Below are 25,364 nucleotides of genomic sequence, written 5' to 3' on the forward strand. Positions count from 1 at the left end.
TGCGGAGAACAATAAGCCAGACACTCATGGCGCGTAGTGTCACTTGGCGCCAAATAATACGCAGCAGCATGCCAGCTAAAGCATTCTGTGAACTTAGTAGCTATTTCTGGAGAGTAAGCTTATGGCTTATAACAATGGAGGAACAAATTGATAGCGCTGCGGGTAGTGCTGCTCAGCTAATTCGTTATCGTGTTGGTCAAATACTCTAAAACGGCAATGCTCGGCGAGGGCCGGAAAAGGGCTGGATAAGGTCCAAATACTGTATTGCTTATTACTGCTCACTTGCTGCAGCGCCAGTGGCTGAGAATGCTCTCCCAGATAACAAAGTATTTTGCTGACCTGCACTAATTGGCAAGCAAGCTCAATAAACAACTGGTAGGCAAAACCGGTTTTAATAATGCTAAGAGTGGGCACGATATAGGCCGGAGTGCCCAGTAGCAAACGTTCACTGACTAAGTAATCCCGCTGTTGGTTATCATCCACATAGCTTTCTCCATCTACTTCATAACGCAGACGAAAACATAAGGGGTGAGCAACCGGCAGGTTGGCGGTAGACCAAAGCTCGGTGCCATCACTTAAAAAATCGGCAAAAAATGCCGGGTAATGGCGCCATATGCCATCCCTGTCTTTACACTCAACCGTCACTACTTTTTCGAAGGCAATGTTATCCACTTCTAACCAAACTTGACCTTCTTGAGTATGTAACTCCTCGGCCTCGCCTATGGGTCCACGCGCATAATGTAAACGCACTGGCTGCGCTCTTAATTGACTGCGATTTTGCACACAACGCTGGCGATAAAAACTAGGGGTAAACTTAAACCAGCGACGAAACGAACGATGAAAGTTAGAGGGGTCGTCATAACCTAAACGCAAACCAATACTAGAAATAGGCAACTGGGTATCGGCTAACAAATTTAGCGCCAAGGTTTTCTTCTCATCTTCAACTAGCTGAGAGAAATGAAGCTGTTTCTCGGCTAAACGCCGCTGCAAAGTACGCGTCGACAAACCAATTTTTTTAGCCACAAGCTCTAGGTTTAGTGGCTTATCAAGTGAACGTTGAATAGAGCGTTTTAGTTGTAGCTGTAAGTCTGGCGATTCAATCGATTGATGCAATAGTAGTGAATATACTTTTTTAGCAAAACTGTGGCTCGCCGATTTAGCCTGTAAGCTAAGCGGAAGCCCTTTGGCAGCCACCTGCAAACTTGTGCCACTAAAATGGCAGGTAATCAGTGGATTGTTGAATTGCTGCAGCTGCTGATACAGATTATCTAGCAGTAGTTCACTCCAAGCAGGCAACACTTGTGAATCACGGGTTTGTAAACTTAGGGTTAAACCTTGCTTATCATCGCTCACCTCAACATAAACACTTCTATCAAACAAAGAGAGGCTTTTACTCCACCACACCAAGCCCTCTTTTAGTGAAGGAGCATGCAGCAACAACATCGATTGCAAACACAATACATCGGCCAAGTGCCAGTATTCACCCGCTACTTGCAAGTGGGAATGACCAAGTTTTTTGGCTAAGGCAGAAATGACTGGAGCTTGATTCAAGTAATTGATCTAGTGTAGAAATTTTCGCCAGTGTCTAACAAGCTGGTTAGCTTATCAATATAAAGATTGTAAGCATGTTTACTGGCACATAGGTATTTGACCAAATACACAACGTTCCAGCTTGGTGTGTATTAACGGTTCTACGGTCTTACCTTGGTGAATGCTATACAGCGTATAAATCGATTGGTAGCCCATATCGTAAGGCGACTGGCCAACATTGCCATGTGCTAAGCCTTGGGCTAATAAGCGCTTTTGTACTTCGAGGGTGTCGCCAAAAATAAGCAATAAACGCTTTGACGCTAAACTATCACTATGCGGCGACACAACATCTGAGTATTTAAACTCCAAAGTTTGTGGCCATGCACCAACAGTAATAATTACATCAAGCAACTTCGGCTCATATTGATGTAAACGTAGCATTCTATCGAGATTATTTAATGAGCGCTGAGCCTCGTCATCGGAATAGATGGGGCAGCGACTAAGCTCTTCCCATAAATCACTTTTACCGCTGTTATTGTTAAAACCCAAGCCAGCATACACCCCGCTTATACGTTCCACCAAATTGGCTGCGCCCTTGTGTCCGGTAATAATACAGAACGAACCTCCTTGTGGCTTTAAGGCTTGGGTTAAACGCCCTAGCTGAAAGCCAAACTGAAAGTTATCGGTTCCAATGTAGCTATGTCGTAGTTTGGGATCGGCAGCCAAGGCTTTTTCAGAAAAATCAGAATCAAATGTAACCACGGGGATTTGGTTTTGCTTGGCCAATTGCATACTGCGGTGAGTAAGCACCCGAGAATTAATGACCGATACCGAAATACCGTCGAGCCCTTGCTCAATTTGCTGAGAAATAATTTGGTCTTGGTAACGTGCATCGGCCTCTTCAGGGCCAATATACACGCATTCAACATCTAGCTCTGCTGCTGCTTGCAAACACCCTTTCTCAACATCATCAAAAAAGGGGTTAGTAACGGTTTTGGGAACCACTAAAAAACGGGGTTTTGAGGAAACTTCATTTGCAAGAGATTGACAGCTTACAAGAATCAACAGACTAAACAGACATGCTTTCACGGCATCACCAACTACCAATGAGAATACCCTTAAGCTAAGCCAATAAAGTCCATTAGGTAAAGCCAAGCTGCGCTAACTGCAACTTGGCTCACGCTTTTATGGTAATTATTCCGCTTCTAGGTATAACTTAGCAAACTCTTGATATCGCTGATTATTTATACCCATATCGGAGTAGCCAACCCGCGATTGAGAACGAAAATGAACTAACTGCTCGGCTTGGTCGAAGTGTAACTCTACATCATCGCGATAACCTACTGTTGGACTATAAAAAACCGCGTGTACATATTGCTCGTCTCGGCTAATGACTTGATTATTTGGCATATGAGCAAAAGCGCGTAAGGCGGCTAGTTGGGTGCTTTTCAAATCGGCTTTAAATGGCAAGGCAGCTACTTTTTTATCGCCTTCGGCATAACTAGACACCCCATTTGGAGAACTGGCTAATGGCGCCAATCGACCCGATTGCAAACCTAGGTCACTTGGAGTGCTAAGGTTTTTGTAAACCATAAACCCAACTATAACCAGTACAATCACTACTATTCCAGACAACAGCATCTTCACTACCTTTCTCCCTTAATTACGCTAATTACTTTTGACTAAACCAAGCTTACTCTCAATGAGCTTAGCCTTCGTTATCGCTACTATAACGAAAAAGCACAAAAAAAAAGCCACACACTATAAAAAGTGTATGGCCTTTAATAGCTTATTTGTGAACTTAAGCTTGAGGACGCATCGCTGGGAATAAAATCACGTCGCGAATAGTGTGCGTGTTGGTGAAGAGCATCGCTAGGCGGTCAATACCAATACCTTGGCCAGCCGTTGGTGGTAGGCCGTGCTCTAGAGCGGTGATGTAGTCAGCGTCGTAGAACATCGCTTCATCATCGCCAGCATCTTTAGCCTCAACCTGCGCCTTAAAGCGCGCATCTTGATCTTCTGCATCATTAAGCTCAGAGAAGCCATTAGCCACTTCTCGACCACCGATGAAGAACTCAAAACGGTCAGTGATGAAGGCGTTGTCGTCGTTACGACGCGCTAGCGGGCTAATTTCTGCTGGGTATTCGGTAATAAAGGTTGGCTGAATTAGCTTAGGCTCAGCAGTCTCACCGAAGATTTCTTCAAGTAGCTGGCCACACGTCCAGAACTTCTCTACTTCAACGCCAACTGATTTAGCAATGCTAACCATGTGCTCGCGGTCTTGCACTTTGTCGTAATCTAAAGCTTGAATATCGGCGTGCTCTGGGTTGTACTGCTTAATCGCTTGCAACATGCTCAAGCGTGGGTAGCTACCAGCAAACTCCACCGTCTCGTCGCCGTAAGGCATAGAAGAAGAACCTAGAACCTCAACTGCTACAGTGCGCAGCATTTCTTCGGTTAGATCCATTAAATCGTTGTAATCGGCGTAGGCCATGTAGAATTCCATCATGGTGAATTCTGGGTTATGGCGCGGCGACAGGCCTTCGTTACGGAAGTTACGGTTAATTTCGAATACGCGCTCAAAGCCACCTACCACTAAACGCTTCAAGTAAAGCTCTGGTGCGATACGCAGGAACATCTGTTGATCTAGCGCGTTGTGATGAGTGATAAATGGACGTGCAGTAGCGCCGCCTGGGATCACTTGCATCATCGGCGTTTCCACTTCCATAAAGTTCTTAGACTCCATAAAGCGGCGAATGCCGGCTACCAACTTAGAACGCACCATAAAGGCTTGGCGTGAATCGTCGTTCACGATCAAATCAACATAACGCTGGCGGTAACGCTGTTCTTGATCGGTTAAACCGTGGAATTTCTCTGGCAATGGACGCAAGGCTTTAGTTAGCAAAGCATACTCGTCCATGTTCACGTAAAGGTCACCTTTACCTGATTTGTGCAGCGCACCTTTAACACCAATGATGTCGCCGATGTCTAAGCCACCAATTTCTTTTAGCTCTTTTTGCACCGGCTTAGGCGCGTAAGCTTGAATGCGACCCGATACATCTTGAATCACCAAAAATGGTCCACGCTTAGCCATAATACGACCAGCAATAGCGGCTACGTTACCGGCTGCTTCTAAATCTTCTTTAGATTGTTCGCCAAACTGCTGCTGTAAATCGTCAGCTAGGTGCTCACGTTTAAAGTCATTTGGGTGGCCGTTAGCCGAGCAAGTTTCGCGAATTTTGTCTAACTTAGCGCGACGCTCTGCGATCAGTTTATTTTCTTCTTGTGCTGCTTGTTCCAGACTTTGTTCTGTTTGTTCCGACATGTGAAAACCTTGCTCGTTACAGCCCTGACTTAAGGCTAGCTTCTATAAATTTATCTAAATCACCATCTAACACGGCTTGAGTATTACGGTTCTCAATACCGGTTCGAAGATCTTTAATTCTTGAATCATCTAATACATAAGATCGAATTTGACTGCCCCAGCCAATATCCGACTTATTGTCTTCCGCCGCTTTTTTCTCGGCATTCTGTTTTTGCAACTCTAGCTCAAACAACTTAGCTTTAAGCTGCTTCATCGCTTCGTCTTTGTTCTTGTGCTGCGAACGACCGCTTTGGCACTGCACCACTGTATTGGTAGGCAAGTGGGTAATTCGCACCGCCGATTCGGTTTTGTTTACGTGCTGACCACCCGCGCCTGAGGCTCGGTATACGTCAATGCGCAAATCACCTGGGTCAATGTCTACTTCAATACTGTCATCAATTTCTGGGTAGATAAACGCTGATGCAAACGAGGTATGACGACGCCCGCTAGAATCAAAGGGAGATTTACGTACCAAACGGTGCACGCCGGTTTCTGTTCTTAGCCAGCCGTAAGCATACTCGCCACTTACTTTAATCGTTGCGCCTTTAATGCCAGCAACATCACCATCAGAGACTTCAACTAACTCAGCTTTAAACTGGTGGGCTTCACACCAACGCAAATACATACGTAGCATCATATTGGCCCAATCTTGAGCCTCGGTGCCACCAGAGCCAGATTGAATATCGATGTAGCAATCGCTCTCATCCATCTCGCCGGCAAACATACGGCGAAATTCAAGCTTCTCTAATTGTTTAACTAAGTCTTCGGCTTCGGCTTGAGCTTCTTCGAAGGTTTCTTCATCTTCTGCTTCCACCGCCAGCTCAACCAAACCAGCAACATCTTCGATGCCTTGAGTAAGGTTGTCGATGGTTTTTACCACCAACTCTAGCGCTGAGCGTTCTTTGCCTAAGGCTTGCGCGCGCGCTGGGTCATTCCAAATTTCTGGTTGTTCTAATTCGCGACTGACTTCTTCTAACTGCTCTGCTTTTGCATCGTAGTCAAAGATACCCCCGGAGCACTTCTGTGCGCTCTTTAATATCTGCTAGTGAGTTGTTCACCGAATTAATTTCAAACATCCTGCAATGACCTACGTCGAAGTACCAAAAACGCGCAATTTTAACCAATATAGCGGGGAATAAACATAGTTAGGCGCAATGAATAGGCTAAATAAACCAGTTTTTTTGTTATCTCGGTGAATCGCAGCTTTAGCTAACCCACAATTTGCCAGTATTTCCATAAACTAAGGAGCTTTATAGCTAATGCCAAAGCGGCTTTTTGTTAACAGCTTCAGCTTTTTTTCAATTTTGTTGGGATTATAAATTAGTCGAATTCGTTAACTGAAACTTGCTGAACTGGAGATCTAGCATTAACTTAAACTAACAAGCCAATACAATTTCGTCGGTTTAGTGTTTGTGGGAGACGGCATTGCGAGAAGCACATGGTTCTATTGAGTTTTCACTTAATGGACAGATAATGGAGATTGAGGGCACAGGTCCTTGGAATCTTGAACAAATGGAAGAAAGCGGCGGTGCTGCAGCTCCTATATTAGACCAGTTATTAGATTCGCCATGGGGAGTTTTAGCCACATTTCATGGAGAAACCTTTTATACCGAAGATGCAGCAAACCAATTAATTGAGTGGCTAAAAGTTGAAAAACAGCGTGGTCGAGTTGCCACCGCCTTAATCCTTACCCACGCCAGCGTACCAGAGCTCGCTAAATGGCATTTAAGCCAAATATATATACAGGCAGGGGAAACGGTACAAATATTTACTGATAAGGGTGAGGCGCTGAGCTGGTTAAAACAAAAAATTGCTGAATATGAACAGCAAGCGGCTTTCGAAGATCATCTATAAAAACAAACTAATAAAGTGCATAAAAAAGCCAGCCCTTAGGGCTGGCTAATCACTAACTACAAAACCTAAGAGCGTCGGCTGTCGTTAGCTTGCTGTAATAGGCTGCGGCTTTCTTTTAAGAACTCTTGCGAGTAATCACCAAACCAGTCACTCACTCGCTCAAAAGACGCAATAAAACCTGCGCGATCTTTATTCTCTACCAGCTCAACCAATTCACCAAAGTGTTGGTGATAACGCTTAATCATCGCAGTGCTCTGCTCTGATGCCATAATAATATCGGCGTACAAATCAGGAGACTGGGCAAATAAGCGTCCAACCATGGCCAGCTCTAAGCGATAAATCGGAGAGCTTAAGTCTAGTAACAGTTTTAAGTCTGCATCTTCCTGCGCTAAATGCATGCCATAAGCAAAAGACGTAAAGTGACGCAAAGACTGAATCAAGGTCATCGCTTTATCATGGCTTTCTGCTTCTACGGCATGTAAACGTGCGCCCCAAATGCCCATTTGCTGCAATAGCCACTGGTACTGCTCACCGCCACGACCATCGGCGTAAACAATAACCTGCTTAGCAAGACTTGGTACATCTGGACCAAACATTGGATGCAAGCCCACTACTGGGCCTTTGTGCACAGCCAACATTTTGTTTAGCGGCGCAGACTTAATACTAGTGATGTCGGCCAAGATACAGTTTTCAGGCAGATTACCTAATTGGGCAATCACTGTCTCTGTAAGGTTGATTGGCACAGAAACCAACACTAAACCGGCGGTAGCAAATAGTTCGGGGGCTTTATCCCAATCTTCTTTGCCAATTACATCAACTTGGTAGCCAGACAAAGTAAACATTTGTACAAACAAACGGCCTAGTTGCCCACGACCACCAATCACAACAATATTGCCAAGCTCAGGATTTATCGTTTTAAAACCACTGTCTTTTTCACTGGTATACGACTCACGCATCACTCGACGCAATACGTCTTCGATTAACGCTGGCGGTACACCTTTGCTTTCAGCCTCGGCGCGACGCTTAGCCAACATGGCTGCTTCGCGATCCGGTGCATAAATAGGTAAACCGTGCTGGGTTTTAACTTCACCTACTTTATGAACCAGCTGAATACGTTGCTGTAGCAAATCTAGAAGCTGTTGATCCACTTCATCGATTTGATCACGTAAAAGATTTAGAGCTTGAACCATGTTGTTTCCGTTATTATTTTTCTAGGCGTTTAGCTAGGCTGTCGCCAAGTTCGTTGAACATTTTGTCGATCAACGTTGCAGTTGCATCCCAATCAATACACGCATCGGTTACCGATACACCGTATTTAAGTGCTGACTTAGGTGCTTCACTCGGCTGGTTACCCGCTTCCAAGTTACTTTCTAACATTAAGCCAATAATTGATTTATTGCCTTCTTCAATTTGATTAATCACGTTAGCCGCAACCAAAGGCTGAAGTTCGTGGTTCTTACTAGAGTTAGCGTGGCTACAATCCACTACAAGAGTAGGCGCTAAACCAGCTTTTTCCATCGCTTGCTCAGCCAGTGCCACGTTTACTGAATCATAGTTAGGCTGTTTACCACCACGTAAAATAACGTGACCATCTGGGTTACCTTGAGTTTGCAACAAAGACACTTGACCTTGTTGGTTAATACCCATGAAACGGTGCGAGTGAGCAGCCGATTGCATTGCATTAATTGCTGTACCTAAGTTGCCATCGGTACCATTTTTAAAGCCAACAGGCATAGACAAACCACTGGCCATTTCACGGTGAGTTTGTGACTCGGTAGTACGTGCACCAATAGCAGCCCAAGAGAACAATTCTGATAGGTACTGCGGGCTAATTGGATCTAGCGCTTCGGTGGCCACTGGTAAACCTAACTCGGCGGTCCAAGTTAGCAGTTCACGGGCGTTGTGAAGACCAGTTTCCACATCAAAAGAGTTATCCATGTGAGGATCGTTGATGAAACCTTTCCAACCTACGGTAGTACGAGGTTTTTCAAAATACACCCGCATAACGATAAATAGGCGATCGCTATATTGATCATGAAGTTTCTTCAGGCGTGAAGCATATTCCTTCGCCTGTTCTAAATCGTGAATAGAACAAGGGCCAGTAATAACCAATAAACGTGAATCACGTTTGTGGCAAATATCGGCGATAGTTTTGCGTGACTGCAGTACAAATTGTAATGCTTCATCAGAAGCAGGAAGCTTCTCGCGTAACTGTTCTGGTGTGATAAGGACTTGTTCTGACGAGATATGAATATCGTTAATTGGATCTTTTTGCATTTGCTCTTTTACTCCGGTGGCGGATTTAGCCACACATTTCCTTTCCCATTTTGGGATTAATTATTATAGAAACCCATCACAATACCAGTGCTTGCACCATTTGCAAGCGGTCAAGCGTTACCAGCTTGTTAAGAGCATTACCAGCGATTTTGGTAAGTCCTATTAGTTGCTGTAAACAGTATGCTAATATGCTGCTATCTACTGTGAATGCCAGATATCCTTTCGCCAACTAGCGAGGCTTTAATAGCTGATGATATTGAGTGATTTTTCCCTGCTATTGTCTTTAGCCCAACAAATGAGCGTTTTTCTGGTCATTGCCTACCTGCTGAGTAAAACGCCAGCCTTTCTTCCGCTTACTAATCTGTCGCCACGTTTACCTAATACGCTCACCATTTATTGCTTGTTTTCGGGCTTCTGTATTCTAGGCTCCTATTTTGGTTTGGCGATTGACGACGCCATTGCCAATACTCGCGCAGTTGGCGCCGTGCTTGGTGGTTTGTTTGGCGGTCCAGTGCTGGGTTTGCTGGTAGGTTTTACCGGAGGCATGCATCGCTACTTTATGGGCGGATTTACCGACGTGGCCTGCGCAGTTTCAACCACGCTTGAAGGTTTAGTTGGCGGCTTATTTCATTTATGGATCCGCAGGCGCAGCTTGCACAACGAACATTTGTTTTCGCCCACTATTGCATTTGTTGCAACCTTAATCGCCGAAACCCTGCAAATGTTATTAATTTTGCTGATTGCTAAACCCTTTGAGCAGGCACTAGCCTTAGTAGAAGTTATCGCCCTTCCTATGGTTTTAGCCAACTCTGTTGGCGCCGCTTTATTCATGATGATGATTCGCGACCGCCGCCGGCTTTATGACAAATTTAGTAGTCATTCTTCAGCTAAAGCGCTTAACCTTGCGCAACGCATGGTGGGTATCTTTCACCAAGGTTTCAAACAACAAGATGCGGTGCGTATCGCTAATATCATTCATGAAGAAACTGGGGTTTCTGCGGTCGCCATTACCAATACCCAACAGGTTTTAGCCTTTAAAGGCTTAGGAAGTGATCACCACCACGCGGGTCGCCCTATTGCATCCAAACAAACTCACCAAGCAATTAACGAAAACCGAGTAGTATTTGCCGACGGTGTTGAAGAGCCTTATCAATGCAGCTCCAGCGATAAGTGCCCACTAGGCTCATCATTGGTGGTGCCGATTCGCGGCAGCGAGAACGATGTGATTGGCACAGTGAAACTCTATGAGTCGAAACGCCGCTTGTTTTTACACATTAACCGCGCCTTAGGCGAAGGTATTGCCAAGGTGATTGCCGAACAATTACGTGATAGCCATGTTCAGCAACAGCAACAACTACTCACCGAAGCTGAGCTAAAACTGGCGCGCGCCCAAATTAACCCACACTTTTTGTTTAACGCCTTAAATACTATCAGCGCGGTGGTAAAACGCGACGCCAGCTCTGCCCGTCAGCTCATTGCTGATTTAGCCTTGTTCTTGCGGATTAACTTAAAACGCAATCAGCAAACCAGCTTGGTGAGTGCCGAGCTAGAACATGTAAATGCTTATCTGCATATTGAGCAAGTGCGCTTTGCCGATCGTTTGGTGATAAAACAAGACATCGACGAAGCATTTATGCTGCTTGAATTACCCACATTCACCTTGCAACCTTTAGTAGAAAACGCCATTAAACACGGTACAGCCCATTTACTAGAAACCGGGGAAATAACCATTTATAGCCGCGTAAATAATGGGGTGAAACAATTAGTAGTTGAAGACAACGCTGGCCTCTATCAAAAACCAGAGCAAGCCACCAGCGAAGGATTAGGCATGCATATTGTGGATACTCGCTTACGTAATGCCTTTGGCGCGTCTTTCGCGTTGCAAGTTGAATGCCAGCTAAACCAATATACCCGCGTGATTATCTCGCTGCCCAAGGAGCCTAACCAATGAGAGCAATCATTGTCGACGATGAACCCTTAGCCAGAGAAGAGCTTCAGGAGATGCTACAAAGCTACCCTGAAATTGAAGTCGTCGCGCAATTTGGCAACGCCATAGAGTGTTTAAAGCACCTTAAGCAACTGCAAGCCGAGGTATTGTTTTTAGACATAGAAATGCCACAAATTAGCGGCTTAGAACTGGCGAATATGATTGACAGCGACAACGCGCCAGCGATTGTATTTGTGACCGCTTACGATCAATTCGCGCTAGATGCCTTCGAACAAAATGCCGTAGATTACTTACTCAAGCCGATTGACTCGGACCGTTTGTGTAAGTCGATTAAACGCTTAAAAGAGCGCTTGCCTTCCATCAAGCAAACCGAAGCTGATGCGCCCTCCAATCACTCTTATCAAAACATGCTCAAAGAGCAACAACTTAGATTAATACCCTGTTATTACCAACAACGAGTAAAACTGATCCGCTTAGAAGATATCGAGCATGCTTCAAGCGATATAAGCGGTGTGCATGTTGCCACCGAAAATGGCACCTACCATACCCAGCTAACGCTAAAAGTACTTGAAGACAAATCCCCTTTGTTACGTTGCCATCGCCAACACTTGGTTAACGTGGAAGCCATTTCCGAAATCTCTTTAGAAGATAATGGCGGTGCGGTGTTGTTCACTAAAAGTGGTGCGCAGTTACCGGTAAGTCGTCGCTACTTCAAAGCAATTAAAGAGCATTTTGGCTTATAACATTGTTCAATTAGCCAACACCACTTAAGTGCTATCTCAACGACTAGCCAAGAAACGGTGCTGTTTACTAATAGTGGCGCACAGTTAACAGTTAGTCGTTAGCCGTCGCTACTTCAAAACAATCAAAGAGCACTTTGGCTTACAGCATTGTTAAATTAGCCAACACCACTTAAGTGCTATTTCGACCACTTACCAAGAAATAGCACCATTCACCAAAGCGACTACTGAATAGCGACTTGCGAATAAATACACTGGCCTTGATTACAACTAAGTACTGAGAGGATGACATGCTTTGGTTTCTATTTTGCGTCGCAGCGTTGCTCGGCGGCTACTTCATTTACGGCGCCTTTGTAGAGAAGGTTTTTGGCATTAAAGAACAGCGACAAACACCCGCTTACGCGAAGCAAGATGGTGTGGACTTTGTGCCAATGTCGAAGAAAAAAGTTTATTTAATCCAGCTGCTTAACATTGCCGGCGTGGGCCCTATTTTTGGTCCTATAATGGGTGCCTTATACGGCCCCGCGGCGATGTTATGGATTGTGGTAGGCTGTATTTTTGCTGGCGCAACTCACGACTACTTCTCAGGCATGCTGTCGGTTCGCAATGGCGGAGCATCGGTACCGGCATTATCTGGGCGTTACCTAGGTAAAAGTGCTCGCCACTTCATGAATATTTTTGCCATTGTGCTGTTGTTACTGGTAGGCGTAGTATTTGTATCCGCTCCAGCAGGCATGTTAACTAACCTTATTAACGACCAAGCTGGTATCAGCCTTGGTTTAGGCACTATGGTTAGTATCATTTTTGTTTACTACATCATTGCCACCATCGTGCCCATCGACAAAATTATTGGCCGCTTCTACCCACTGTTTGGTGCATTACTTATCTTTATGTCGGTAGGCCTAATTACCGCAGTGGCTTTCTCGAGTGAGCACCAAGTTATGGGCAGCTTTGAAGTAAGCCAAATGTTCACCAACATGAATCCAAATGACTTACCGTTATGGCCGGCCTTATTCATTACCATTGCTTGTGGCGCAATTTCAGGCTTTCATGCCACGCAATCACCGTTAATGGCTCGTTGTGTAGAGAATGAAAAAAATGGCCGCTTTGTATTTTACGGTGCAATGATTGGCGAAGGTGTCATTGCCTTAATCTGGTGTGCTATTGCACTGTCTTTCTTCAATTCAATGGAAGGTTTACAAGCAGCGGTTGCCAGCGGTGGGCCTGGTAAAGTTGTTTACGACGCATCGTTTGGTTTACTAGGTGTATTTGGCGGTATCTTAGCCTTCTTAGGTGTGGTGATTTTACCTATTACCTCTGGCGATACGGCGTTTCGTTCAAGCCGCTTAATTTTGGCAGAGTACTTTAACCTGTCTCAAAAACCCGTTAAAAACCGCTTAATGATTGCCCTGCCAATTTTCATTATTGGTGGCATTCTTACTCAAGTAGATTTTGGGGTAATTTGGCGCTACTTCGGCTTTGCTAACCAAACAACCGCTGTAATGATGTTATGGACGGCAACCGCTTACCTATTGCGTAATGACAAATTCCACTGGATAACCACTGTTCCCGCCATGTTTATGACAACAGTAGTGGTGACCTTCATCCTAAACTCAAGCACCTTGGGCTTTGGGCTACCAATGACTATTTCGACGGTGGCAGGGGTAGTGACTACCTTAGTGATTACCGGTTTGCTAATAGCCAAACTAAAAGGCATTGGTGAAGACGATTTGGATGAAGAGTTAGACGAAATAACTAAACTAAATTCGGCCAAAGAAGCCTAATAACATCCTTAGGGTCTGTTGATCTTTGGTGTTGAAATTTTGTTCGAGATAAGCGGGCTTTAATCGCGGCGAGCACTTAGAAGCCTAGTGGGCTAAGCGAGAAGTGTTCAACAAAGAGTAAAGTTCGCTTATCTGAACCCTTCGGGCAGCATTTCTTAGCCATTTATTCAGCGTTAGCGAGTGATTATTAAGCTCACTTAACTGCACACTCACTGCCTTGCCTAAATGGCTAATAAATTGCTGTAAAAACCATCAGCAAAGATCAACAGCCCCTAAGCTTTGAGCCGCTTTATGCGGCTCTTTTTTTAGGCTTAGGAAACGACAAGAGCTGTTAGCTTAACTGCGCTTGAGTTGTGGGAAAGCCACTTCCCAAGGCTTAGCTAAACTGGCAATTTTTTCGGCTATTTCAAAACGCTCAAAATCCCCATCAAGATTATCTAAAGCTGCATAATGAAGAGACTGTTCACCCCAATTAAACTGCAGGCCAAAAGCATGCAAATAACCTCGCTCTGCCGCTTCGCCACCATAGCGCGTATCACCCAGTATTGGCGCGCCTAAACTTTTAAGGGCAACCCGCAATTGATGGGTACGCCCAGTATGAGGTTTTAATAAAAACAAACGACGTTTGGGTAACAGCGCAAAGCTAAAAAACTGGGTAATCGCTGGGTTATCGTTAGTATGCCCAAGCTTCCAACTGCCGTTGCGCGCTTTCAGCATATCCCCTTTAATCAAGCCCTGTTTCTTTTTAGGTTTGTTAGAGGCTAAGGCTAAGTAGAATTTATTGACTAAGCCTTGGCTAAACAGCTCTTGAAAACGCGCAGCTGCCGACTTATTTTTGGCTAGCAGTAACAAGCCAGAAGTTAGCTTATCTAAACGATGTACTGGCCATAACTCTAAGGCAAATTGTTGGCGCGCCAACTCGACCAGCCCCAACTCGCCAGACTCGGTATGAAAGTTAATACCGCTGGGTTTATTCACCACTATAAAATCGCTGTGTTCGGCCACGAGTAGGAGCTTTTGCATACTGCTTTTCCTTACAAAATCTGTGACATTATCGCCCGAACAAGGTTTAAAACAAGCTTTCGCGATTAATCAGCAATAATGCTTAAGGTTACCAACATCTTGCCGCTTTGCTTGTCGAGCGCTTGGCGCTGTACAAAAGCGCGATCAATGGCTAATTCGTTTTGTTCGGTGAGAACATCTTTCACCGCAATCGCTCGTTGCTCCGCGAAGCTTTCTAAATCGCCATCATTAAGGGTTTGTTGGTCAACTAGACGCTGATACCACAAGCTGTGTAACTCTTGATTTAAACGCTCGGGACTAAGCTGCTCTTGCTCTTGTAAGCTTTGGGTTAGCTGTTGTCGGTCTTCATTACGGCTTGCTTCTTCTATGTTAACTTGTGCCAAGTTAACAAGAGCAGTTCGCAAACTGCGATTCTCGAGTACTGCACTTAAACTGATATCTTGCGGCGCTATATCCAAATTAGCCTGTTGATTAAGCTGCTCAGCGAGAGCTTGTCTTTTGAGGGCTGGAATATCTTGAGCGGGATCGATGGAGCCAACTAAAGCAATTTTTAGCTGCGGGCGTTTTTTTAAGCCCTCGGCCAATTGGCCTAGCTGAGTAAGCTGTTGCTGCTCAATCTCGCTACTGCCAGCAACAAAACTCACTTCATTTAAGGTTTCGTCACTACCAATTAGCGAACCAATCAAGGCAAAGGGCGAAGTAACGATTTTTTTCAGCGCGCCACCTAAGGCCTTAAACACTAGTCCACCGACATTAAAGTCTGGATCATTAACATCGCCGCTAACTTCTAAACCTAGGTCTATCACGCCTTGGTCATCCTCTAGTAACGCAATCGCAAGCTCCACCGGTAGCGAGGTAGCCTTCTCACTATTGGTGCGTTTCCCTAATTGCAGTTGCTCTATGTAAACTTGATTACTTCCCTGTAGTTGGCTTTGCTTAAGTTTATAAGCCAGGGCTAAAGACATTTGCCCACGCTCAATCACATAGCCTGCATAGGTGCCCGAATAGGCATTTAAGCGAGTAAGTTCCAAGTGTTTAAAATCTAGTGCCGCATCAAAGGCGGGGTCAGCAGCAAGAGGGGCAATTTCACCAGCAAAACTTACCGGAGCATAACCGTCCACTTCACCGCTTAGGCTCACTTCGGCAGGCTGGCTAGCGTCTTGAGTTAAGCTGCCAATTTTACCCTCTACCTTTTCAATCTTGGCGGCAAAGTTGGGGTCTAAGGAGTAATCAGCAAAGTCGACCAAGCCTTGGCTAAACTGCGTTTGCGCAATGCTAATTTGCCAACTGGCTGAATCACTGTCAGCTCCGGGCTCACTGGCTTGTTCGTCAAGCTCTTTGGTTTGCTGTTCTGCGGTGCTCTCACCCTCTTCGGGTGACTTTACAATCCCCGCCAAATTAGTGGAAAAGTCTTCTGATACTTCAATTAAAAAGTAGGGTTGAATAAAGTTAAGCTCACCCAAAGCAAGGCGGCGTTGGCGAGTATCTAGATCCAATTGGCTAAGGTTGAATTCAGACCATTTGAGTAAATCTGACTGCGCCCTTGCGTCTTTTAAATGCAGTTCATCAATGCTGAGCGGGCCTTTTAAAGCCAATCCAAATTGCTCTTGCCAATCTAATTGCACTTGCATGTCGGTATTAAACTTGGCCGACTCTAGTTTTAACTCAGTGTATTGCGCCAAGTAGGCTTGATAAAAAGCCAAACCAAACTGCGTTGCGTTAAGCGTTAAATCAGCTTGTTTATTGGCAAGGGCAATTTCCCCATCAATAGTGAGCTCCCCTCCCTGCTCGGCTTGCAGCTTGGCGGCTATCGTCATCGAAGAACTCATATCGGAGCTTATATTTGAAAGCTCAATTAAAGGGGCGTTTAGTTGGTGTTTAAGCTCTTGCCCAGAATACATCTCGCTCAAACTAAAACGTGAATCAGCTGCGCTTAACTGGGCAATGTTAACCAACCACCCCACTTGCTCTTCACGTGTAGTAGCGTCTGTTTCTTCTTCTGCTGCCGCTGCATTTTGTGCAAGTTCTGGCTTAGTTTGCGTATCTAAAGAAACGTCATTGGCTTCATCAAGATTAGTTGCCTCAGACTCTAAGGTTTGATCGCTTTGCGGCTCAGGCTCGATGTCGGTTGGGCTGTTTTCGCTGTTTTCACTTGCTGCAAAACCTAGGTATTCAATAATGTCCAAGTTGCCTTGCTCGTCGAGGCTGGCAATAAACTCTAAGGCTTCACTGCTAAGGCTCTCAATATCAACAGTTTGCTTAGTTAGATTGACACCTATACCGTCGGCAACAACCTCATTGGCCGCCAGCCAATGCAAATTCTCTGGATGTTGTGGCACCGCCAGATTAACTTGCGATAAGGCTAAACGCCCCTTGGAGCTAGTAAGAGCAAAACTGTCTGCCAGCTGCATATCTAACTCGCTACTTAAGGCCAGTTGCCCACTGTTTATGTCTAAGCGAATAAAGGGGGAGTACCATTTTTCAAGTTGCGTTAGCGCCAGTTGGCTAAGGCTTACTTGACCAGTTAAACGCTGCTCTGGGCCACTAAAGGCTAACTTTGCATTGAGTGGACTCTGCTGGTACAAACTAGCATCAAGCGTTAATTCCGTGGTTTGCTGCATATCACTAGAGAACCCGCTAAGGCTAAGCGCTTGTAACAATAATTGATGCTGTTTAGTGCTGCCTAACCAAGCTTCACCTAGCCTTAGTTCAAAGTCATTCACCTTAATGCTGCTGTTGCTTAGCACCCAAGAAGACTCACTGGTAGCCGGTTCTTCCTGCTCAACCGTCGGTGTAGCATCACTTTGCTCGCCAGCTTCAAGTGTTTGAGCTTCAGGAGTTTGAGTTTCAGCCACCAGCTTTTCAAAATGAAACCATGAGAGCCAATCTAGTTGAGAGTGCTGGTCAAAGTTGGCAGCAAGTAAACCTTGATTGAGGCCTATATCCCCTAAGCTAAGGTGTTGCTGGTTCAAATCAAAAGTAATGTTATTAAGCGAGAGCTGTTCGAACTTAGCGCGAGTTTCCTCAAGAGCGCTCAGCTCAAATTGTTCAATGCTCAACTGCCCTTGTTTGGTAATAAACTGAAACTGTTGTTGGTAATCAATTAGATAATCAGTGCTAAGCGTTACCGCGCCTTGGTTGATTCGCAAATCGGTATAAGGGCGTAAAAAAGCAAAAACCCGCGGCAGCTGAAACTCTTCTAAAGAGAATTGACCCGATACCTGCGAAGCTGGCAAATCCACTTCACCACTCCAGGCCAAACGGCCCTGCTCGCCTACCTGCGCTTCAATACGATAGGCATTAGCTGCATCACCGGTTCTTTGGGTATAAAAGTCGTTAAGCAATAAATCAAAATCAGAGATAGAGAAATCTACAGCTTGCTCTGGCAGGTAGTCACTCAGCTTTAATTGAGCGTTGCGCAACATAAATTGTTTAACCCGCAAACGGGGAACGCTAGCTTGTTCACTATTTTCAGGTTCAGCCTCTTGTGGTTCGCCAGTATTAGGAAACAAACTGTCTACATTTAGTGCACCATTTTTTAGTCGGCTAAGGTGGAAAAACAAACCGTCTAACTCTAAGGCTTCAAAATTCCAACTCCAGTAGAATAAGGAGCTTAAGGTGAAATCGACATAGAGGCGCTCGAAGCTCGCCAAAGGCTGGGTTTGCTGCTCATCAAGCTCTTTAATGGCAAAGTGGCGCAGCGTTAATGAAAGCTTAAGCGGATGAAAATCTGCTTGTTGCAGAGTCACAGTGTGACCGGTGAGAACGGTAAATTGCTTTTCTACTTGCTGCTTGATCACCCAAGGTAACAAGCTTAGTGACAGCACAACATAAAGCATAAAGACTATTACAAAATACACCCCAGCTTTTTGCCAAGCTGTAGCCTGCTGCCAGCGCATTTTTATTTGCCCTATCCTTATGGCTGCCTTCATAGATCTCCCGCGTCTTTGATGATGCTTATTAGTTTCGACTACTAAAAAGCAAACGAATTCCCAAACTCACTAAAACAAAACCCATACTGCGATCAAACCAGTGTCCTACCTGCAAAAACTTACGGCGAACTCGGGCAGTACTAAACAACCAGGAGATCATGGCAAACCATAAGGCTGTAGCAAAAACCATATATAAACCATAGCCTAACTGCACCAGCATTGGCGTGGTTGGGCTAATAACTACCGTAAATAAAGACAAGAAAAACAAGGTCGCTTTAGGGTTTAAGCCATTAGTCATAAAACCACTTAAAAAGGCACTTTTATCGCTAAGCCTAAGGCCCGTATCGACTTCAATATCTGCGGCATCACGACGCTTAGCTCGCAAGCCTTGAATACCAATCCAAATCAAATAAGCAGCGCCTAGCCATTTAATCACGTTAAACAACCAAATCGATTGAGAGATGATTAAGCCGATTCCCAGCACCGAATAAATCACATGAACCATAATCCCACAACCTACACCAAGGGAGGTAAAAATAGCGGCTCTACGACCAAGGGAAATACTATTTTTTAGCACTACTGCTAGGTCTGGCCCCGGCGAAGCCACGGCTAACAAATGCACCACAACCACGGTTAAAAATTCAGCCCAGTACACGCTATCTCCTTAAAGAAACGATCAGTGACAATATTCACGTCTGATTGATTAAACAAAACCAGCAGCCATAAATCCATCTACAATTGTATTTAGTAGGTATAAAACAATAAAGCTTAGTAAGTTTTTGTTATTACTTATTTAAAAAACTGCGCTGCATCAAACAGTTATTTTGTTATATTAGTTTTTCAAAATTCAGTTTTATTTGACCCAAAGCACAATAATCAAGTGAGTTTTTAGGAAAGCAAGCTATGCAGAAAATTCTTATAGTAGAAGACAGCCCAACAGTACTAAAAATTCTCCGCCATTTGTCTTCACGTTTAAACCATCTTGAGCCGATTTTTGCCTCTAGCTTAGAACAAGCGAAGCAGATTTACAGCGCCGACCCAAGTAGCTTTTTTGCCGCGCTGGCGGATTTTAACTTACCCGATGCGCCAAACGGTGAACTGGTTGATTATCTATTGGAAAACAAAATTCCAACAGTGGTGCTTTCAGGCTCCTTTGATGAACAAACCCAGTCCCTGTTAATTATAAAAGGTGTGGTTGACTATGTGCTAAAAGAAGGACGTTACTCCTACGAACTGGCCTTTGATACCTTAAATCAACTCTACCTAAACCAAAATACCAAAGTATTGGTTGCCGAAGACTCGGAGCTAGCTAGGAAACATATCTGTGGATTACTAAAACGTCACCTATTTCAAGTAATTGAAGCGAACGACGGACAGGAAGCTTTTAAGCACTTACAAGATGACCCGGATATTAAGTTGCTAATTAGTGACTATCAAATGCCAAATATGGATGGCTTCCAACTGGTTCAAAAAGTGCGCCACGAAATGGGTCAACGACGAATAAGCATTCTAGGTTTATCCTCTGCCGATAATGCGACTGTATCGAGTAAGTTCATTAAAAATGGGGCTAACGACTACTTACACAAACCCTTCTCTATTGAGGAGTTTCAATGTCGAGTCAATCATAGCCTGCATACTTTAGCCTTGGTAGAAAAGCTTGAAAAAGCCGCTTACCAAGACTATCTAACCGCGATTCCTAATCGCCGATTCTTTATTAAACACGGCCGTAAACTGCACCAAAAAGCCGAGGACAAAAACTCTCAACTTGCGGTAGCAGTACTCGATATTGACCACTTCAAAAAGTTTAACGACCAATACGGCCATGAAGCAGGTGACGCAGTACTCATTCATTTCTCTAGCTTAATGAAATCAGGCCTGTCTAACTTTTTGTTTGCCCGTACCGGTGGCGAAGAATTTAGTGTGGCGATGGCGGGACTAAACAATGAACAAGCCTACCAACTGTTAGATGCATTTCGTGAGCAAGTAGCAACCACAGAATTTATTTACAACGATACCCCACTGTCGATAAGCGTTAGCATCGGTGTGACCAATAACCTTGAAGAACATTTAGATGCGCAGCTCAACCGAGCAGACGAGCTGCTATATAACGCAAAAGATGCCGGGCGCAATATTGTCGTTGGAGATTAGCCCCAGTATTAACTAGCTGCCGAGTGTTGTCGCTGTTAGTGCATATGAAGAACAAAAAAGGGTGCAGGCTAAATAAGCTAAGCACCCTTTTTACTAACTCATTATAAATGGTGAGAAAACCTAAGCTTGATCGGGCAAGTAGTCGTTTATGTCTATCTCATCTATCTGTTCCGGTTTTAAGAACGTTTTAGCGTACTCTAAGTAAATCCCCGAGTGTAAAAATAGCCTGAATATGTCGGCATCAATATGTTTGTCATCACACATGAAGCGCATAATTTTCAGCGACTGACTCAAGCTCTTACCTTTTTTATAAGGCCTATCCACTGCCGTTAAGGCTTCAAAAATATCTGCCACCGCCATCATTCGAGCAGTGGTAGGCATTTGCTCTTTGGTAAGCTGTTTCGGGTAGCCAGTACCATCCATTTTCTCATGATGTCCTCCGGCAATTTCTGGCACTCTTCTTAAGTGATGAGGGAACGGTAGTTTCTCCAACATAATAATGGTTTGCACAATATGGTCGTTAATTTTGTAGCGTTCTTCTTCGCTAAGCGTGCCACGCGCAATGCTTAAGTTATAAAGTTCACCACGGTTGTATTTATACTCGGGTACCTTAAGTTTGAAGCCCCAAGGGTTATCGGCATCAATCTTCTCATCTTCGCGACGATAAATAATATGCTCTGGTTTATCATCCAAGAGCTTTTCAGTAGCCGGTAAATGAGTACTTTTCGAAGCGCGACGATCGAGCTCCATATGGGATAAACCAAGACTATCATCAATGGTGCGTTGCCAAGTTCGTAGGCCAATTTGATGCAAACGCTCAATATCTTCAGCGCCCATAAACTCACCACCAATATTAGATTTTGCCACAAAGGCAAACTCTTCATCTAAGGTGGCTAACTGCTGTTCTAATTGGGCTTGCAAAGTTTCTTGCTCTTGCTCCGGCAGCCCACCTGCTACCTGCTGCCAGTAGCTCAACTGAGCATCTCGTTTAAGTACTTCAAAGCGCATACGAACTTCATGAATTCGATCGTAAATGGTTTCTAACTTGGTGGCTTTATCCACTACGTATTCGGGGGTGGTAACTTTACCGCAGTCATGTAACCAACTGGCGATGTACAACTCTTCCCATTGCGCTTCATTCATCGAGAAGTCGGCAAATACTCCGTGCTGCTGCTCTACCGCTGCATTGGCTAACATCTTAGTGAGCTCTGGAACGCGTTGGCAATGGCCACCTGTATAGGGAGATTTGGCATCAATCGCTCCAGCGGTAAGCTTGATGAAGGATTCCAATAAGTTCTTTTGTGATTCGATTAAATGACGATTTTCAATGGCGATAGTCACCACGCTACTTAAGGCATCAATAAACGACAATACACGTGGCGAGACATTGGCTTGATGATGGCTAAATGTTGCAATCATGCCCACTAGTTTGTTTTCTCGATTGATCAACGGAGATACGACCAAGTTGAGCGGCTTACCTTGGTAATCTAGGCTGGTAAACTTGGTGGTTGAACTGGTGGTGGTGTCGAGTAAATACTTAACCAAAGGCTGAGTTAAAGTATCGGCATAAGTAAAGGTTTGTGGCAGCTGCATGCCCTCAAGAGCTTTGGTTTGCAGCTCGAACAATTGATCATTCTTCAGCCAAATAGCGCCTTGTTCCATGTCTAATATGGTTTGCATTTCTTGCACACTTTTATCGAGCAAGCGACCAAAGTTATCTTCTTCACCGAGCATGGTGGAGACATCAGAAAACTGTTTAATGGTTTTCTTCAGCTGCTCCGTAATTCGGCTTAGTTGATGAACCTCTAAAACCACCGAGTTAACTTGCTTAGTGGCATCAAAATCAAAGGCCATAATGGCTTCATTCTGATTCATTAACTCACGTAACGGTTTAGCCACTAAGCGCGACACATACCAAGCAATAGGTATTGAAACCAGCACAATGAATATACTAAAAACAACCGATTGATCGCGGGCAGCTCGAGCATCCATCAATATTTCGTCCTCAGGTGAAGCCAGCCCTAAAAACAGTTTATCTATTTTTACGTTTTCCCTATCGGCATTGACCTCTAAGGTAAGCTCAATAATTTGACCAATCCAATCTTCATGCTCACCGTTAATAATAAAGCTGCCGCCATCAACAGCTCCAGAATGATCAGAGAACTGAGAAAGAACCCCTAAATTTTGTTTATCTAAACGCGGTAAAATAACTTCTTCTTCGGTGACTTGTAGGTTATCTGCTATCCACGAGGATTGCTGGTGTGCCAGTACCGAATAGTCACTGTTAAACATCACCAGTAACGAGGATTCGCTAAGCTTATTTTTACCTAAGCTTTTAGAAACACTGGCTAAGGTAAGATCTGCACCCACTACCATGTTGCGCTGCTTATTGGCATGAGCAAAAGTCACCCCCACTTCCTTGGTGGTGTAAAAAACATAGGGATCGGTGGCAACAATTGAGGGGCTATTAATGGCCAATTTGTACCAAGGGCGCTCACGTGGATCTAACTGATAATTGCGATCTATTTGGTCACGAAGCGGTCTCAATTCATTATCGTAAAATACGTTACTAGAATATCCATTAACGATCTTTGTAACTAATACAACCGAGCCGATTGGGGCGCTCACTTGCTGACGTTTTTCTAAGGTATCTAAGGGGCGAACTAGGTAGAAATCGCCATTGGCATAGCCCATATAAACAGCTGATAATCCGCGCTGTTGGCTTAAGCTTGAATACAGCATTGGCAACCAGCTACGTTGGCTGTTGTTAAGCTGAGCCATTGTAAGATTCATAGCAGCCAAGCTATGTACAAAATTTTGTGCTGGAAACATTACGCCTTCCAGCTCAGAGACAGTGGCGCGACCTACTTGCTCTAAGGCCCTAGCTTGATTCTCGGCAACAATATCACTGGTATGAAAATAGTTAAGAGTGCCAATCACCAGGCCACTGGTAATCAGCATTAAAATCATCACACTGACGAGATGAATATGAAACGAAAATCGCCGCTTCGTACTTGCCGCTTTTTCGGAAATACCAGCCATTATCAATCCTTTGCTAAAGCTAATCCTTGCAGCTTTCAACTATGGCAAGGCAACCCCGCTTAAGCAAGTAAAAGTGCCTGTTTTTTAAACTGTTATGCTATAAATCAATAACTAAGGATAAATTAGCTAATGAAGTAAACATTTTCATCACTGCTTACATTTTTTTCGCAAAAAAACTGAATTGTTGGTTAAGTAATTCAATAAAGCTCTAATCCTTAATGTGAGCCAGAGCATTTACGGTTATAATCTCAATCACATACATTTGAAGAGAGTTACAACTTGCAGTTTACTGAACTGGGCTTAGATCCCCGCCTAAATAAAACCATTGAGCACCTTGGCTTTAGTGAAACCACCGAGATCCAAGCTCGGGCAATTCCCGCGGCAATGGTAGGCAAAGATCTACTGGCATCATCTAAAACAGGTTCAGGTAAAACCCTAGCGTACTTGCTGCCAGCCATGCAGCGTATGCTAAAAACGCGAGCTCTCTCTAAGCGCGATGCACGCACGCTAATTTTAACCCCCACTCGTGAGCTGGCTAAGCAAGTATTTGCTCAGCTGCGTTTACTTATTGCCAATACACAAACACGTGCTTGCCTTATCACCGGCGGAGAAAACTTTAACGACCAAAGTAAGTTGCTACGTAAAGATCCACAGGTTGTCGTAGCAACGCCAGGTCGCCTAGCCGACCACCTTAGTAAGCGCCATTTGTTTTTAGACGGGCTTGAGTTACTAATCCTCGACGAAGCCGACCGAATGTTAGATTTAGGTTTTGCCGAGCAACTTAACTTTGTGAACAAAGCGGCGAACCACCGTAAGCGTCAAACCTTAATGTTCTCGGCCACCTTAGATGATGCAGCCATTAACTCGTTCGCCCTTGAGTTGCTCAATGAACCCGAGCGCATAGCGGTAGGTTTTAGCTTTACCCAGCATCAAGACATTAATCAGCAGTTTTTGCTAAGTGATCACCTCGACCATAAACAAGCACAACTTGCTGAGATACTTAAACAAGACACTGTAAATCAAGCCATTGTGTTTACTGCAACACGAGCCGATACCCAGCGCCTTGCCGACGCTTTTACCGAGCAAGGTATCAGCTGTTCAGCCTTAAATGCCGATTTAAGCCAAGGTGCGCGCAACAAAATCATGGATGAATTTAGCCGTGGTCACCAAAAGGTATTATTTACCACCGACCTTGCCTCACGCGGCCTGGATATTGTGCAAGTCTCTCATGTGATTAACTTCGATATGCCTAAGCATGTAGAAGAATATGTGCACCGCATTGGCCGAACTGGCCGAGCAGGCAATCTTGGGCAAGCCTATTCCTTGGTTGGACCAAAAGACTGGTATAGCTTCAAAACCCTAGAAGCACTATTGGAGCAAAAAGTTGAGTTTATAAGCCTAGAGGGTCTAGCCGCTAAATTTAAAGGTTTACGCCCTAAATATGCCAAGCCTAGCTTTAGTAAAAATCCCCAAAAAGCGAAGACCCAGAAAAAAGCGAAGACCAGCAAACCTAAGGTGAAAACCAACAAAACCTTTGCTGCCGGCACCGAAATGGGCGATGCACCTATTATTCGCCAGAAAAAGGCGCAAAAAGCCAGCGATATTGATACTAGCGAAGAATAAGGCTTAGCGTCTTACAGCAACTTGCCAAATTAGCTGCAAGCCAGAATGCTTGCAGCCTCTAGCTTTTTTATCTCAGTCTCCGTAGACTTGCCAAATTAC

17 protein-coding genes are annotated in these 25,364 nt (G+C 44.5%); 6 read left to right on the forward strand and 11 right to left on the reverse strand.

What is annotated here, in order from left to right; all coding sequences use genetic code 11:
• Positions 1-126 precede the first annotated feature (126 nt).
• The 5 genes from OV592_RS16515 to prfB form a co-directional block, all read right to left on the reverse strand.
• Positions 127-1,551: a helix-turn-helix domain-containing protein gene (locus OV592_RS16515; protein WP_406609334.1), complete on the reverse strand. Its 1,425-nt coding sequence runs from the start codon at positions 1,549-1,551 to the stop codon at positions 127-129.
• Between the two features lie 78 nt (positions 1,552-1,629).
• A complete protein-coding gene (locus tag OV592_RS16520; RefSeq protein WP_406609335.1) occupies positions 1,630-2,619 on the reverse strand; it encodes a substrate-binding domain-containing protein in 990 nt (329 codons plus the stop codon).
• A 105-nt stretch (positions 2,620-2,724) separates the two neighbouring features.
• Positions 2,725-3,171 carry a DUF1499 domain-containing protein gene (locus OV592_RS16525; protein ID WP_051147561.1) on the reverse strand — a complete coding sequence of 149 codons (447 nt, stop codon included), beginning with the start codon at positions 3,169-3,171 and terminating at the stop codon, positions 2,725-2,727.
• Between the two features lie 160 nt (positions 3,172-3,331).
• Positions 3,332-4,855 (reverse strand): lysine--tRNA ligase, encoded by a 1,524-nt coding sequence (gene lysS / locus OV592_RS16530; RefSeq protein ID WP_016400339.1) that lies wholly within the window; start codon positions 4,853-4,855, stop codon positions 3,332-3,334.
• Positions 4,856-4,871: 16 nt separating this feature from the next.
• A protein-coding gene (gene prfB, locus OV592_RS16535; protein WP_215426335.1) for a peptide chain release factor 2 occupies positions 4,872-5,970 on the reverse strand; the annotation gives its coding sequence in 2 pieces (ribosomal slippage) (positions 4,872-5,894 and positions 5,896-5,970; 1,098 coding nt in all).
• A 349-nt stretch (positions 5,971-6,319) separates the two neighbouring features.
• Between prfB and OV592_RS16540 the strand changes: the two genes are divergently transcribed.
• Positions 6,320-6,748 carry a hypothetical protein gene (locus OV592_RS16540; RefSeq protein WP_215426336.1) on the forward strand — a complete coding sequence of 143 codons (429 nt, stop codon included), beginning with the start codon at positions 6,320-6,322 and terminating at the stop codon, positions 6,746-6,748.
• 65 nt (positions 6,749-6,813) lie between these two features.
• On the opposite strand, the gene tyrA is transcribed toward OV592_RS16540, so the two are convergent.
• Together tyrA and OV592_RS16550 are read right to left on the reverse strand one after the other, a co-directional pair.
• On the reverse strand, positions 6,814-7,938 hold the full coding sequence (tyrA, locus tag OV592_RS16545) for a bifunctional chorismate mutase/prephenate dehydrogenase (RefSeq protein WP_406609336.1): 1,125 nt from the start codon (positions 7,936-7,938) through the stop codon (positions 6,814-6,816).
• 13 nt (positions 7,939-7,951) lie between these two features.
• Positions 7,952-9,025 carry a 3-deoxy-7-phosphoheptulonate synthase gene (locus tag OV592_RS16550; protein ID WP_040306856.1) on the reverse strand — a complete coding sequence of 358 codons (1,074 nt, stop codon included), beginning with the start codon at positions 9,023-9,025 and terminating at the stop codon, positions 7,952-7,954.
• Positions 9,026-9,275: 250 nt separating this feature from the next.
• On the opposite strand from OV592_RS16550, the gene OV592_RS16555 reads away from it, so the two are divergent.
• The 3 genes from OV592_RS16555 to OV592_RS16565 all read left to right on the forward strand — a co-directional run bounded on the left by OV592_RS16555 (position 9,276) and on the right by OV592_RS16565 (position 13,497).
• On the forward strand, positions 9,276-10,976 hold the full coding sequence (locus OV592_RS16555; protein WP_406609337.1) for a LytS/YhcK type 5TM receptor domain-containing protein: 1,701 nt from the start codon (positions 9,276-9,278) through the stop codon (positions 10,974-10,976).
• Positions 10,973-11,716, forward strand: coding sequence for a two-component system response regulator BtsR (gene btsR, locus OV592_RS16560; protein ID WP_406609338.1), 744 nt, complete (start codon positions 10,973-10,975; stop codon positions 11,714-11,716). Before OV592_RS16555 ends, btsR begins: the two co-directional genes overlap by 4 nt.
• A 287-nt stretch (positions 11,717-12,003) precedes the next feature.
• Entirely contained in the window at positions 12,004-13,497 is a 1,494-nt protein-coding gene (locus OV592_RS16565) for a carbon starvation protein A (protein ID WP_016400348.1), read from the forward strand.
• Positions 13,498-13,833: 336 nt separating this feature from the next.
• Here the strand turns inward: OV592_RS16565 and OV592_RS16570 are convergent, their stop codons facing one another.
• The 3 genes from OV592_RS16570 to OV592_RS16580 all read right to left on the reverse strand — a co-directional run bounded on the left by OV592_RS16570 (position 13,834) and on the right by OV592_RS16580 (position 19,107).
• A complete protein-coding gene (locus OV592_RS16570; RefSeq protein WP_406609339.1) occupies positions 13,834-14,520 on the reverse strand; it encodes a TIGR01621 family pseudouridine synthase in 687 nt (228 codons plus the stop codon).
• Between the two features lie 65 nt (positions 14,521-14,585).
• Entirely contained in the window at positions 14,586-18,452 is a 3,867-nt protein-coding gene (locus OV592_RS16575; RefSeq protein WP_406609340.1) for a DUF748 domain-containing protein, read from the reverse strand.
• A 28-nt stretch (positions 18,453-18,480) separates the two neighbouring features.
• Complete coding sequence (locus OV592_RS16580; protein ID WP_406609341.1) at positions 18,481-19,107, reverse strand: LysE family transporter; 627 nt, start codon at positions 19,105-19,107, stop codon at positions 18,481-18,483.
• Positions 19,108-19,355: 248 nt separating this feature from the next.
• On the opposite strand from OV592_RS16580, the gene OV592_RS16585 reads away from it, so the two are divergent.
• Positions 19,356-20,600, forward strand: a complete 1,245-nt coding sequence (locus OV592_RS16585) for a diguanylate cyclase (protein ID WP_016400354.1) — start codon at positions 19,356-19,358, stop codon at positions 20,598-20,600.
• Between the two features lie 120 nt (positions 20,601-20,720).
• Here OV592_RS16585 and OV592_RS16590 read toward each other — a convergent pair whose 3' ends face one another.
• Positions 20,721-23,642 carry an HD domain-containing phosphohydrolase gene (locus tag OV592_RS16590; protein WP_406609342.1) on the reverse strand — a complete coding sequence of 974 codons (2,922 nt, stop codon included), beginning with the start codon at positions 23,640-23,642 and terminating at the stop codon, positions 20,721-20,723.
• Positions 23,643-23,921: 279 nt separating this feature from the next.
• Here OV592_RS16590 and OV592_RS16595 point away from each other — a divergent pair, with 279 nt between their 5' ends.
• Complete coding sequence (locus OV592_RS16595; RefSeq protein WP_406609343.1) at positions 23,922-25,265, forward strand: DEAD/DEAH box helicase; 1,344 nt, start codon at positions 23,922-23,924, stop codon at positions 25,263-25,265.
• Positions 25,266-25,364 lie beyond the last annotated feature (99 nt).

It is taken from the genome of Agarivorans sp. JK6, from assembly GCF_045277145.1.
GTDB lineage: Bacteria > Pseudomonadota > Gammaproteobacteria > Enterobacterales > Celerinatantimonadaceae > Agarivorans > Agarivorans albus.

Bases quoted from the DNA above. Each gene is read 5' to 3' on its own strand.
- OV592_RS16585 (WP_016400354.1), top strand. From the start codon at position 19,356: ATGCAGAAAATTCTTATAGTAGAAGACAGCCCAACAGTACTAAAAATT.
- tyrA (WP_406609336.1), bottom strand. From the start codon at position 7,938: ATGGTTCAAGCTCTAAATCTTTTACGTGATCAAATCGATGAAGTGGAT.
- btsR (WP_406609338.1), top strand. From the start codon at position 10,973: ATGAGAGCAATCATTGTCGACGATGAACCCTTAGCCAGAGAAGAGCTT.
- OV592_RS16590 (WP_406609342.1), bottom strand. From the start codon at position 23,642: ATGGCTGGTATTTCCGAAAAAGCGGCAAGTACGAAGCGGCGATTTTCG.
- OV592_RS16570 (WP_406609339.1), bottom strand. From the start codon at position 14,520: ATGCAAAAGCTCCTACTCGTGGCCGAACACAGCGATTTTATAGTGGTG.
- OV592_RS16550 (WP_040306856.1), bottom strand. From the start codon at position 9,025: ATGCAAAAAGATCCAATTAACGATATTCATATCTCGTCAGAACAAGTC.
- OV592_RS16555 (WP_406609337.1), top strand. From the start codon at position 9,276: ATGATATTGAGTGATTTTTCCCTGCTATTGTCTTTAGCCCAACAAATG.
- OV592_RS16575 (WP_406609340.1), bottom strand. From the start codon at position 18,452: ATGAAGGCAGCCATAAGGATAGGGCAAATAAAAATGCGCTGGCAGCAG.
- OV592_RS16525 (WP_051147561.1), bottom strand. From the start codon at position 3,171: ATGCTGTTGTCTGGAATAGTAGTGATTGTACTGGTTATAGTTGGGTTT.
- OV592_RS16565 (WP_016400348.1), top strand. From the start codon at position 12,004: ATGCTTTGGTTTCTATTTTGCGTCGCAGCGTTGCTCGGCGGCTACTTC.
- lysS (WP_016400339.1), bottom strand. From the start codon at position 4,855: ATGTCGGAACAAACAGAACAAAGTCTGGAACAAGCAGCACAAGAAGAA.